This window comes from Cryobacterium melibiosiphilum, assembly GCF_003602235.1.
Lineage (GTDB): Bacteria > Actinomycetota > Actinomycetes > Actinomycetales > Microbacteriaceae > Cryobacterium > Cryobacterium melibiosiphilum.
Genome location: NZ_QZVS01000082.1, coordinates 77,408 through 90,061, shown reverse-complemented (window position 1 = coordinate 90,061; position 12,654 = coordinate 77,408). Strand labels below are relative to the sequence as shown.

Annotated in this window: 11 protein-coding genes; all 11 read right to left on the bottom strand. The window is 68.8% G+C overall.

The features are described from left to right. Positions 1 to 49: 49 nt before the first annotated feature. Entirely contained in the window at positions 50 to 1,156 is a 1,107-nt protein-coding gene (locus tag D6T64_RS10420; RefSeq protein WP_119974604.1) for a hypothetical protein, read from the bottom strand. Positions 1,157 to 1,261: 105 nt separating this feature from the next. Next, positions 1,262 to 1,936, bottom strand: a complete 675-nt coding sequence (gene pilO, locus D6T64_RS10415) for a type 4a pilus biogenesis protein PilO (protein WP_119974603.1) — start codon at positions 1,934 to 1,936, stop codon at positions 1,262 to 1,264. Then, a complete protein-coding gene (locus tag D6T64_RS10410) occupies positions 1,936 to 2,601 on the bottom strand; it encodes a hypothetical protein (protein ID WP_119974602.1) in 666 nt (221 codons plus the stop codon). The genes pilO and D6T64_RS10410 overlap by 1 nt, the downstream gene beginning before the upstream one ends. Then, complete coding sequence (pilM, locus tag D6T64_RS10405) at positions 2,598 to 3,686, bottom strand: type IV pilus assembly protein PilM (RefSeq protein WP_119974601.1); 1,089 nt, start codon at positions 3,684 to 3,686, stop codon at positions 2,598 to 2,600. The genes D6T64_RS10410 and pilM overlap by 4 nt, the downstream gene beginning before the upstream one ends. Positions 3,687 to 3,786: 100 nt before the next feature. Continuing rightward, positions 3,787 to 5,607 (bottom strand): hypothetical protein, encoded by a 1,821-nt coding sequence (locus D6T64_RS10400; RefSeq protein WP_233551028.1) that lies wholly within the window; start codon positions 5,605 to 5,607, stop codon positions 3,787 to 3,789. Between the two features lie 17 nt (positions 5,608 to 5,624). Beyond that, positions 5,625 to 6,311 (bottom strand): PulJ/GspJ family protein, encoded by a 687-nt coding sequence (locus D6T64_RS10395; RefSeq protein WP_119974600.1) that lies wholly within the window; start codon positions 6,309 to 6,311, stop codon positions 5,625 to 5,627. Further along, a complete protein-coding gene (locus tag D6T64_RS10390; RefSeq protein ID WP_119974599.1) occupies positions 6,311 to 7,681 on the bottom strand; it encodes a type IV pilus modification PilV family protein in 1,371 nt (456 codons plus the stop codon). The genes D6T64_RS10395 and D6T64_RS10390 overlap by 1 nt, the downstream gene beginning before the upstream one ends. A 108-nt stretch (positions 7,682 to 7,789) precedes the next feature. Further along, positions 7,790 to 8,251, bottom strand: coding sequence for a prepilin-type N-terminal cleavage/methylation domain-containing protein (locus D6T64_RS23515; RefSeq protein ID WP_119974598.1), 462 nt, complete (start codon positions 8,249 to 8,251; stop codon positions 7,790 to 7,792). A gap of 165 nt (positions 8,252 to 8,416) precedes the next feature. After that, entirely contained in the window at positions 8,417 to 9,646 is a 1,230-nt protein-coding gene (locus D6T64_RS10380; protein WP_158594861.1) for a type II secretion system F family protein, read from the bottom strand. Beyond that, complete coding sequence (locus D6T64_RS10375; protein WP_199719133.1) at positions 9,646 to 10,899, bottom strand: type IV pilus twitching motility protein PilT; 1,254 nt, start codon at positions 10,897 to 10,899, stop codon at positions 9,646 to 9,648. The genes D6T64_RS10380 and D6T64_RS10375 overlap by 1 nt, the downstream gene beginning before the upstream one ends. Positions 10,900 to 10,945: 46 nt before the next feature. Beyond that, entirely contained in the window at positions 10,946 to 12,622 is a 1,677-nt protein-coding gene (locus D6T64_RS10370) for a GspE/PulE family protein (protein WP_119974597.1), read from the bottom strand. Between the last annotated feature and the right edge of the window lie 32 nt (positions 12,623 to 12,654).

The window sequence follows — 12,654 nt, the reverse complement described above, 5'->3', positions numbered from 1 at the left end:
GGTCCCCTCCCGAATAGTGCATGACTGAAGCGCTCGGTGGCGCCGACTGTTAGTTGGCGCGGGCGACCTGCGGTCCCTCGGAGAGTACCCGCTCGTACTCGGCGCGGGCGGCCAGGTTGCGGGTCGTGACGCTGCGCCCGCGACGGCTGATCCACGCGCCGAACCAGATCGGAACCTCGCGGGCGATGACCGCGGCGGCGATGGCGAAGGGTGCGAACCACTGCTGGCTGAGCACGGCGGCGACCGCCTGCGGGGTGAGCGTCCAGGCCTGCACGGTGAGCAGTGCGCTGCCGATGTACGACGCGTAGACGACGACGGCCACGACGAACCCGAAGAGCACGTAACTCCACCAGCCGGCCCGGTTGACCAGGCTGACGAGCAGGGCGAAGGCCAGGAAGAAGAAGATGACGGGCACGTAGAACACCGGGCGCACGGTGAATTCGGTGAAGACCCGGGTCGTCTCGGTGATGGTCGAGCTCGACAGGCCCACGATCGTGAAGACGGCCGCGGCGTAGATCACGGCGTAGACGAGCGTGGCGACGAGGGCGATGAGGATGCCGCCGCCGCGGTTGCTGCGGTCCTTCGGAGGCGTGGGCGCCTGCACGTAGATCGGTGTCTGCACGGGCGGCGTCGCCGGCGTGGTCGGGGTGTACTCGGGCGTGTAGTTAATGGGCGGAGTGTTGACGGGCGGCGTGTTGACGGGCGGAGTGCTGGTCGCAGCCGGCGTCAGAACGGCGGTGCTCGCGGCGGCGGGCGCGGCGACGGATGCTGCGGTCGCGTCGTTCTCCCGCGCGTGCGCCACGTGGGTGGCCGAGTCCGGCGTGTCCGACTCGGTGTACTCACCCTCCAGGCTGCCGGAGTTCGCCCGCTCGGTCGCCGCGGCGAGGGCGGCATCGTGCCGTCTGGCCGCCTCATCGGCGTCGGCCTGGGCGGCCGAGTCGACCGGCGTGGTGCCGGTGCTCGCGGCCTCGTGGGCAGGCGTGGCCTCGTGGGCGGGCGCCGAGTCGTGCGGGGCGTCGGCCGACGGGTAGGTCAGGGCCGGCTCGGCAGGGACCGATTCGCGACGAGCCGCATCGGGACGGGGCCGTTCGGCACGGGCCGGGGCGGCATCCGCTTCGGGCTTCGCCGTGCCGTCGTGGGGTGTGGTGTCGCTCATGCTGTACTCCTCGTGGCCGGGGCCGTTGATCTCTGCAGCAACCTTAGCAACGGGCGCGAGCCAAGCTCGGGAACCGCGCCCGCAAACTTCGGGTCGCGGCCTCCACTAGCCCACAACGCCGGCCGTGGCGGCCTCGGCCGGCACGGTCGGGTCGGCCACTGGGGCGATCACCGATCCGGGCGGCACCAGCACGTAGACCAGGCCGGAGATCGACGCCTCGACCGAGCCCGGGTTGTCGGTATCCACCTGGGTGGTGATGCCGGTCACGAGAAACAGCCGGGCTCCGGTCTGCAGCCCGTCGACGAACTGCAGCACCCGGCCGTAATCGCCGCTCACCGAGATGTCGACCGCGAGCGCCGCGAGGCTCTGCGGGGTGATCAGGGCGTTGGCGACGGTTGTTCCCGGAGTGTAGGCCTGGGCGTCGGCGACCTCGATGCCCGACAGGGTCAGTTCGCTCGCGGACGCCAGGTCATCGAGCTGATTCACGAAGTCCGGGATCGCGGTTCCGTCGGGGACGGACGCGGTCAGCGTGTTGTACTCCGCCGTCAGGGCTTTTTTGTCGCGCGAGTCCTCGACCAGTTGGGCGAGCACCGCCGCATGCGCCGCGTTGGTCACCTCCACGGTCGCCCGACTGGCATCGGCCGTCGACGCCGCCGCCAGCCGTGGCTCGATGCCGAGAAACCAGCCGGCAAGCAGGGCGACGACCGCGGCGAGCGCGGAACCGACGACCCAGACCCGGTTCGAGTCGATTCGGTTCGCGACCATTCGATTCGTGACCATTACTTCTCGCCCTCCGCGGTAAACCGCTGCGCGAGGGCAGCGTCATTGATGTGCATCGTGATCGTCACCGTGTACACGCCGGAGCTGTCCGCGCGCGTGACCGAACCGGGCAGGGCGTCCGCGAAGCCGGGCAGGGTGGCCAGGGCACGCAGCCAGGTCGGAACATCGGGCAGCACCAGGCTGGCGGCGGTGAATTCCACGGTGGCCATGCGGGCTCCCTGCAGCGGTGCGGTCGCCTGGGTGTAGGCGATCAGCGGCGACGCCGAGTCCACGTCGACGGTCTCGACGAACACACTGTCGGGCAGGGTCGCCTGCACCTCCTGCAGGTAGTCTTGCCAGTCGATTTCGGTGGACGCCCCCACCTGCTGGGCGGCGCGGGCCAGCTCAACCTGCGTCTGCATCTGCCGGATCTCGGAGTACTGGGCCTGTTCGGCGAGCAGCGACACGGTGCGCTCCTGCTCACTCTGCAGGCGCACCTGCGCCGTGGTCGCCACGAAGGTCGCCGCCCCCACCCCGAGCAGCGTGACGACGACCACGCCGATCACGCCGAAGCCAAGCCGTCGTCGCCGCAGCCGGTCACGGCGTTCGGCACGGATTTCGGGCGGCAGCAGGTCGACGCGCGGTTCGCCGCCGACGACGAGGGAATCGTTCGCTGTCTGCTTCATGCTGCGCTCCCCAGGGCCAGGCCGAGTGCGACCGCGAAGCGGGAGGACCCGTCACCCAGCACGGCTTCGCTGCCGGACGGCATGATGACGGATGCGAAGGGGTCGCCGGCACCGACGGCGATCCCGGTCATGTCGGCCAGGGCGGCAGAGAGTCCGGGCAGCTGCGATGCTCCCCCGGTCAGGATGATCTGACGCACGGGATCCTTCGGCCGGGTGTTGGCAAAGTAGTTGATGGTGTTGCGCAGGCTCACGAGCTGTTCGCCGATCACATCGGCGATGATGCCGGCGGCGTCGGTGCCCGCGGGTGCGGCACTCCACGACCCCGGGCCAGCCAGAGCGTTGACGGTGGCGAGACCGACCTGTCGTTTCAGGTTCTCGGCCGTCCCGGCATCCATTTCGAGGCCGGACCGCAGCGCCTGGGTGAGATCGTCCCCGCCGGTGGGGATGATGCGCACGAAGTGCGGAACCCCGTGCACCGCGATGACGACGGTCGTCGTCTTCGCCCCGATGTCGATCGCGCAGACCGTTCCGGTGAGTCCGGGCCGGGAGACCAGCGACCGGCTGAGGGCGAACGGGATCAGGTCCACCTCCCGGGTGGTGAGCCCGGCCAGCTCGGCTGCCCGCACGTTGCCGAGCACCGCGACCTTCACGGCGGCGATCAGCAGACCGTTCACCATGGGCCCGTTCTCGGTGGTGGTTTCGGAGATCGGGTAGAAGTCGAGCAGGGCCTCGTTCACCGGCACCGGCAGCATGTCCTGCACCTGCAGCGGCAGGGCGCTGCGGATGCGTTTCAGGGACATCTTGGGCACGCTGAGGTCGCGGGCGAGCACCCGCTGGTTGCCCATGCCGAGCACCACCGAGCGGGTGGAGAACCCCGCCTCGGCCCAGAGCTGCTTGAGGGCCGCGGCGACCGTGTTGGGCTCGATCACCTCGCCGCTGCTCACCGCCCCGGCCGGCAGGGCCAGCTCGTGATAGCGCAACAGGGTAGGGCGCGTCCCGCCGGAGCGGGACGAGCCGGAATGGGCGACCTCGACGGCCCGCAGCGCGCCGCTGCCGACGTCGATTCCCACGGTGGTGTGTGTCACGAGACCTGCTCCTCTATACATAGGTGCGCAATATTTAGGTGCGCATGAACGGTTGGGGGCGGAGGGACGGAGCTGAACGTCGGTACGGGCGGGCGCGGCATCACGGGGCGGCCACCCCCGTCGCGAGAAATGCCGACCGCACCTCGACGAGCAGGCCCACCCCGTAGGTGGTGGCGACCGGGGAGAGGAACTTGGGCGGCGCCGTATAGAGGAACCGGTCGTCGTAGTGGTAGTCCTTGCTGTACCCCACGCCCGACGAGGTGCCGACGGACCCGCGGAACTTCTGCGCGAGGGCGCCGTTCAGGGTCAGGTCGCCCTGCCCCCCAGCCACATTCGAGTTCTGCACCTGCACGGTATGCGCGACCGAGAGCAGGGCCGCATCGATGTGTCGGTCGTTGGACAGCAGGTTGGAGTACGAGCCACCGCCGCTGGCGGCGACCGGGTTCCAGATCCAGACGGCATTCTGACCGACCAGCCCGAGCATGTCGGTCGCGGCGTTCACATAGCGGATGTCGCCGGTCACGTACAGAAAATTCTCCGACGCCACCGTCATGGTCCCCTTCAGGTTGCCCTTGGTGAAGACGTCTCCGTTGCGGCAGCCGAACGACGTCGAGATCGAGGCGACATATTCTCCGGCCATCGGAAACCCCAGGCCGTTTCCGGTCGTGCAGGTGGAGGCCGTGAACGTTGACGGCTGCGTGAGGGCCGCCCAGTAGTTGGGGTCGGTCGTCACGGTCGGCACGTTCTGCACGTAGACGAGGTTCGCCTCGAGCACCGGCACGGTGGCTCCGAGCGCGGACCCGAGCCCGCCGCTGCCGGTGCCCGGCACACCGCAGGCCGCGGGCGTGGTGCCGCTCGTCGCCGGATCGCCGGCCACGTTGGTCTTCTTCGTCCACGGGGATCGCACGGTCATGCTTCCCGACGAGTTCAGCACGATGCTGGTCGGGCCGGTGTAGAGGCAGCCGGGGTGCGGGACATCCGTTGACAGGTCCGACCGCACTTCACGTTTCATCACCGAGTTCGTGGCCGGCATTGCCACGACCGGGCTGTAGACCGGAGAGCCCGCGAGAAAGTTCTGGCCGCCGCAGCTGCTGCCGTCGGAGCGTTGCTTCTTGTAGCGGTCGCCGGTTGCCGGGTTGAAGCCGGTGGAGACCCGCGACTTGAAGATGGCGTCGCAGACGCGCAGCGTGTCGTTGGAGTGGGTGGGGCCGTCGATCACGTCGCTGTTTCCGAAGGCGACTTCTCCGCAGTTGAACGACCCCGACGGCGCCGGCCGGCCGGCCCAGGAGTACTTCACGCAGGTGGCCACGTCGACGCCGGTGAGGGCCGGGTCCATGATTTCGTAATCGGTGAAATAGAGGTAGTCGATGAATCCCTTCTGTTCCAGGTTCGCGACCACGCTGCGGGTCTGCGTTCCGGCGCGGCCGGTCGAGCGGATGCGCACCACGCCATTGGTCGCATACTGCGTGTTGTCGATTTCGTAGCGGAAGGTGGCCGTGCTGCCGATGATGCCGCCCCAGGCCCCGGCCGCCCCGGAGCCGAATGCCGGGTTGACCGCGGATCCGGTCGGCAGGGTCAGGGTGCTGCCGGTGCTGAACGCTGCGGTCGCATCGCCGAAGCGCACGTAGGCGCTGTCGTCGGCGATGCGGCTCTCGTAGTCTTCGATGCCGGCGTAGGCGGCCGCCATGGCCGCGTTCCAGTTTTCGTCGGACACCGATTTGACGTGCCCGCTGACGGAGAAGGTCATCGCCGTGGCGACCATGAGCACGAGCACGAGACCCACCCCCACGACCATGAGCAGGGCGGCGCCCGCCTCGTGCTGCAGCCGGGACTTCACGGCTCCCGACATCACGGCACGCCCCGGCATCACCGCCCGCCCCGACATCACCGCCCGCCCCGACATCACGGCCCGTCCCGACATCACGGCCCGTCCCGACATCACAGCCCCGCCAGGGAGAGGCCGACGTTGGGCATGCCGACCGTGTTCTGCAGGGTGACCCAGGTGCGGGCATCCGTCGACCCGTTGGTGACGGTCACCGACACCTGCACCGCGGTGACCAGGCGGCGTTCGGCGAGGGTGAGTCCGGTGGCCGCCGGAACGATCGTGGTGCCGTCGGCCTGCAGGTAGCGGAAGAGACTCGGGGTGCCGGCGGGGGCGATCGCCTCGGTCAGGATGCGGCGGGACACCGGGGTGGCGGAGAAGCCATAAAAGCCGGGGGTCAACGTGACCGCCGCAAATTTCGTTTCGACCAGGCGCCGGTTGGCGTCGAGGTTCAGCCGCACCTTGACCGGGGGCTGGGTGGCCACGGGGGTGCCGAGGTTGACGTAGGCGTAGAAGGTCACGGATTCGGCTCCCGCCGCTTCGAGGGCCGGCGCGCTGAGAACGACCCCGGAGACGGGGTTGTCGGTGGCGGCGCGAATCACGCGCGCCATCTCGTTCATGCCGTTGCTGACCGACCGGGTATTCGCCGTGAGAACCTCGGCGTGGGACACGGACCGCATCGAGCTCACGTAGAGGCCTGACACGATCGCGGCCAGAATGCCGAGCACGAGCATCGCCACGAGCAGTTCGACGAGGCTGAGACCCTGCTCGCGCTCACGCCGCTCACGCCGCTCTCGCCGCATCACGGGGTGGTCCGTCGGGGGTCGAGGGTGACGAGTCCGCCCGCGGACACGCCGCGGGTGAGCACGGTGAGGCCGGCGGCCGGCACCGGGCTGCCGGACCCGGTGGCCGTGGAGCTCGTGGTGAACCGCCACGAGCCGTAGGGCAGCCCGATCTGCACCGCCGCGGCGCTGATGAGGCCAAAGGAATAGGTGACGGTCTCGGCGCAGCCTGGATCCCCGGTGCCCGGGGCCGAGGCCTGCGAGACGGCCTTGAGGTAGGTGCCGGCCACGCCCGCGACGTTCAGCACGCCCATCGGAACCGGGGTCACCGCCGTGGCGCCCGGCAGCGCGGCGACCGGGCTCGGGTCACGGCCATAGGCACCGTCGGCGGCGACGGTGGTCCAGGCGGCCGGGTCCACCGACAGGCACCCGACGACGCTCGTGCCGGGTTCATTGTACTGGCCCGCGATCACCTCATAGCCCGCGGCGAACGGATGCAGCGGCACCGTGCGGGTGAGCGAACTGGTCGTGGCCGGCGACGTGAAAACGCCGTAGGTGCTGCGGAAGGTCGTGTGCATGTCGGTGGGAATGCGCGTCACTCCCGCGTAGTTGCCGGCGTAGGTCACGTCGAATTTTCCGGCCAGGTCGTATTGGAAGGCGACGGATGCCGCCGCTCCGGCAGCGACGCCGACCGACTTCGTCGATACCACGGCCTGTTTCTCGTCGAGGTAGTTGGTGCGGCTGAGCGAAACGTCGTAGTTGCCCGGGGTGACCTTCAAGATATAGCTGCAGCCCTGGGCATCCGTCGGCAGCGGTGCGACCGTGATCGGCAGCGCGCCGTTGGCCGGACTGGAGGGGGTGGCGGTGACGGTGATGCCGCCGCTGCCGGCGCCGGAGCCGGTGAGCACGGAGACGAGGATGCTGCCGAGCGCCGGGTCGTTGATGCGGCTGCCGGGAGAGATGACGGTGGCGGAGCGCACGATCGGGCTGCTGGGGCGCCGGCCGTCCCAGTCGACGGTGACGTTGAGGCGCTTGTACTTGAGCTGCCCGCCGCCGGAGCCGCAGCCGGCGTAGGCGCTGCCGCTGGTTTCCCACGTCGCGGTGCGGGTGAGGTGAAAGGTGGTGCCGTTGACGACGGTCGTCTGGTTGATCACGTTCAGGATGCCGAACACGTCGCGGGTGGCGCGCACGGTGTCGATGTCCTGGGCGGCCAGGTTGATGGCCACCGCGCGGGAACGGGTGTCGCCACCCATGCCGAGGGCGGTGATGAGCCCGAAGGCGACGGAGACGGCGATGAAGCCGAAGACCATCATGGCGATGATCACCTCGATGAGGGTGACTCCGCTCTCACGGGAGGGAGACAACGAGCGGCGTGCTGTCGCGAGCGTCACGGGTGGCCTCCTTCGAGAGTGTTGGGGCGGGGTGGGTGCGGGGGTGAAAAGCGGGCCGGGGCTCGAAAGCCCCGGCCCGGTGCAGCGGGTGGTGCGGGTGGGTGCGGGCTACGGGGTGCAGCCGGCGGGAAGCGTCGCGGCCGTCGTAGCGGTCGCACCGAGCACGTCGGTCACGTAGAAGATGGCGCCGGTCGTGCTGACCGAGGTGATGCAGAAGGTCGGGGCCGCGGTCGTGCCGCCGAGGGCGTACTTGATGACGCCGGTGTGGATGCCCTGAGTGAAGCCGTTGGCCACCATGTTCGGAATCGACGAGGCGACGGCGTTGGTGGCCGGCATGGTGCCGGTGGTGGTCTGCACGGCGATGATGGCGGTCTTGGCGTTGGTGAGGTCGCTCTTGACGCTCGCGTCCTTCGCGTTGTTCTGGATGCCGAGGTACACCGGAATGGCGATCGCGGCGAGGATGCCGATGATGATGACCACCACGAGGAGTTCGATGAGTGTGAACCCACCCTGGTTCTCGTCGGGGTTGGCACGGCGGCGGTTGAGGTTGGCGAGGCTGCGAGCGAGCATTGTGACGTCCATTCGGGTTGGAGGTGGTGCATGGGGAGGATGTACTGAACTGTCTGTTTGTCTGTCAGGTGCGAGCTTCAGATTAGGGAGTCGGCATTCCAGTAGACGACCCGCATAATGGGGCGATTGCGGCCGATTCTGACCCCAATCGTGGGTTGAACGAGGTCATTTGATCATGCTGGCGATGCTGAAGATGGGCATGTAGAGCGCGATGACCATGCCGCCGATGACGACGCCGAGAAAGGCGATCAGCAGGGGTTCGATCATCGCCGTGAGCTGCTCGGTGGCGCTGGCGACCTCCTGGTCGTAGAAGTCGGCGATCTTGTCGAGCATGACCTCGAGCGAGCCGGCGTCTTCGCCGACGGCGATCATCTGCACCACCATCGGCGGAAACACGGGCTGGGCCATCAGCGGCGTTGAAATGGACTGCCCCTGGCGCACGGACTCGGCGACGGACACGAGGGCGTTCTCGATCACCCAGTTGCCGCTGGTCTCCCCCACGATCTTCAGCGCGGGCAAAATGGGCACGCCGGCGCCGATCATGTTGGAGAAGTTGCGGGAGAAGCGGGCAACGGCGATCTTCTTCAGCAGCGGGCCAAAGACCGGCAGCTTCAGCTTGATCGGGTCGAGAAAGCGGCGCACGGCGTCCGTATGGCGATTCCTCCGCCACCAGAGGGCGAAGGTCACGCCGGCGACGGCCGCGATCGGCAGCACGTAGACCATCGAGGCCGACAGGTAGACCAGCAGCTGGGTGGGCAGCGGCAGGGCGCCCCCGAGCCCGCGGAACATCTCCTCGAAGATCGGCACGATGAACACGAGCATCACCACGACCGCGAGCAGCGAGAGCACCAGCACGATGACCGGGTAGGTCATCGCCGACCGGATCGTGTCGCGCAGCTTCTTCTCTTTTTCGAAGTTCTCGGCGATCGACTCGAGCGCCCGGTCGAGAAAACCGCCGGTCTCGCCGGCGCGCACCATGTTGACCATGATCGGCGGGAAGGCCTGCGGGTGTGCGGCGAAGGCATCCGAGACCGAGGTGCCCGCCTCGACGTCGTCGCGCACCACGGCGAGCACGGTCACGAGCGCCGTGCTCTCGGTCTGCTCGGCGAGAATATTCAGGGTGCGCAGCAGCGAGAGCCCCGACCCGATCATCGTGGCCATCTGGCGGCTCATGATGGCGAGGTCTTTCAGGCCGACGCCCTTGGCGAAGACTTTCAGCGAGACGTCGCGACTGAGCCCGGTGGCGTCTGCGGCACGCTCGATCGCCGTCGGGGAGATGCCCAGGGCACCGAGGCGGGCCGACACGTCGGACTCGCTCGCGGCATCCACTTTTCCCTTCACGGTCTTGCCGGCGGAGTCGTGTCCGCGGTAGGCCCACGCCTGCACGGCGGGCATCAGCGGGCACCCGTCGCGTAGGCGGCCGAGTGCACGTCGCCGAAGTCGATCTCGGTCGCCGCGATGGCGCGGGTGGTCGCATCGCTGGCCAGTTCGACCCGGTGGATGAGTCGGCCGAGCCCCTCCACGTCGCTCGCCCGTTCCTCGGCGGCGAGGCGGGTGATCAGGCCCGAGTTGACGAGGTCGGCGAGGTGCTGGTCGAGGGTGTGCATGCCCCTGTCGCGGCCGGCCTGCATCATCGACGCGATCTGAAAGGTCTTGCCCTCACGGATGAGGTTGGAGATGGCCGGAGTGGTCACCAGCACCTCGGTCGCCACCACCCGGCCGCGTCCGTTGGCCTTTTTCACGAGGGTCTGGCAGACCACGCCCTGCAGGGTCGCCGCGAGCTGGGCGCGCACCTGGCCCTGCTGGTGCGGCGCGAACACGTCGATCACCCGGTCGATGGTCTGCGCGGCGTCCTGGGTGTGCAGCGTCGCGAAGACCAGGTGGCCGGTTTCGGCGGCGGTCAGGGCGACCGAGATGGTCTCGAGGTCGCGCAGCTCACCGATCAGGATCACGTCGGGGTCTTGCCGCAGCACGTGTTTGAGAGCGGATGCGAAACTGTGCGTATCGTGGCCCACCTCACGCTGGTTCACGAGCGCCTTCTTGTGCGTGTGCAGAAACTCGATCGGGTCTTCGACGGTCACGATGTGGTCGGCCCGGGTGGCATTGACGAGGTCGATCAGCGCGGCGAGGGTCGTGGACTTTCCCGACCCGGTCGGCCCGGTGACGAGCACGAGACCGCGCGGCAGCGACGCGAACCGGGCGACGGTCTCGGGAATCCCGAGTTCGGCGAGCGTTCTGATGTCGGTGGGAATCAGCCGGAACGCCGCGCCCACGTCGCCCCGCTGCTGGTAGACGTTCACGCGAAACCGCGCCGTGGGCGAGAGCGTGTAGGCGAAGTCGAGCTCGAGTTCACGCTCGAAGGTCTCGGTCTGCACGGGCGAGAGGATGCTGAGGATCGCCTCCGTCACCCGCTCGGCGGGCCACGGGGTCGGGTCACCGACGGGGGTGAGGCCGCCGTCGACCCGCAGCATCGGCGGTGCGTTCACGGTCAGGTGCAGGTCGGAGGCGCGCTGGCCGACGACCTCGGCGAGGGCGTCGAGCAAGCTCGCGTCGGCGGGGATCTGGTTCGACCGGCGGGTCGGGGCTGAGGTCGGGGCTGAGGTCGGGGCTGAGGTCGGGGCTGAGGTCGGGGCTGAGGTCAGGGACATGGGGTACCTTTCGGACGATTCGGTGCAGGCCGTTACAGCAGCGGGGTCAGGCGACGACGCGCAGGATCTCGTCGACGGAGGTCAGGCCGAGGCGCACTTTTTCCCAGCCGTCTTCGCGCAGGGTGAGCATTCCGGCCTCCCGCGCGGCGCGGGCGATGGTGGCGCTCGACGCCCGGGCCACGGTGAGGCGTTCGATCTCTTCGGTCACGGTCATCACCTCGTGGATGGCGAGGCGCCCGCGGTAGCCGGTGTGGGAACAGCTGGCGCATCCGCTGGGCTGATAGAGCACCCGCGCCGGCACGTAGCTGTCGGGCCCGAAACCGAGTGCGGCGAGCCGTTCGGGCGGGTGGTTCGCGGGCTTCTTGCAGCGGTCGCACAGCCTTCGGGCCAGCCGCTGCGCCACGACGCAGTCGAGCGCCGAGCCCACGAGAAAGGGTTCGATGCCCATCTCGGTGAGGCGGGTGATGGCGCTCGGGGCGTCGTTGGTGTGCAGGGTGCTGAGCACGAGGTGGCCGGTGAGGCTCGCTTCGATGGCGATCTGCGCGGTTTCGTGGTCGCGGATCTCGCCGAGCAGCACCACGTCGGGGTCGCTGCGCAGAATGGCCCGCAGCGCGCTCGCGAAGGTGAGGCCCGCCTTCGGGTTCACCTGCACCTGGTTGATGCCCTTCATGCGGTATTCGACCGGGTCTTCGACGGTGATCACGTTGATCTCGGGCCGGGCGACCTCGTGCAGGGTCGTGTACAGGGTCGTGGATTTGCCCGAACCGGTGGGGCCGGTGACGAGGATCATGCCGTAGGGCTTCTGGTACGAGGCCTCGTAGGCGGCGTGGTTGTGCTCGAGCAGGTTGAGGTCGCGCAGGGTCAGTCGGGTGGTGGCGTTGTCGAGAATGCGCAGCACGACCTTCTCGCCCCAGACGGTCGGCAGCGTCGCGACCCGCAGGTCGATGGTGCGGCCGTTGTGGGTGACGGACATGCGGCCGTCCTGCGGTTTGCGACGTTCGGCGATATCGATGTCGCTCATGATCTTGAGGCGGCTGATGATGCCGTTCTGGATGCTGCGGGGCGCGCTCTGCATTTCGTGCAGCACCCCGTCGATGCGGTAGCGCACCGCCAGCTCGTGCTCGCCGGGTTCGATGTGGATGTCGCTGGCCTGGTCCTGGATCGCCTGACTGACCAGCAGGTTGACGAACCGCACGATGGGGGCGTCGTCGGCCCCGCCTCCCGCTTCGAGCGCGCCCGCCGCGTCGGCGTCGGAGCCCGCGTTCTCTTCGGCGATGGTTGAGGTGAGGTCGCTGAGCTCGTCGTCGGCGCGGTGCGACCGGGCGATGGCGGCGAGCAGGTCGCCGCGTTCGGCCACGACCAGGCTGAGCCGCAGGTGCGCAAACCGGCTCACGTCGTCGAGGGCGAAGACGTCGCGCGGGTCGACCATGGCGAGCACGAGGCGTTCGTTCTCCACGGCGAGGGGCAGCACCTGGTGGCGCACGCAGATCGCCGCCGGCACCAGGGCCAGCGCCTGGCGGGTGATCGGGTAGTCGAGCAGTTCGATGTAGGGAAGGTTGGCCTGCTCGGCGCGGGCCCGCGCGAACTGCACCTCGGTCAGCGCGCCGCGGTCGACGAGGGCGCGCACGGCGCTCTCGTCGGCCGGGTCGCCGGCCAGCAGGGTGTCGATGTCTTCGATCGGCAGGGCGCCGTGCAGAATCAGGATCTCGGTCAGGGTGGGCACGCTGAAAGCTCCCTCGGGGTAGGGATGGAGTG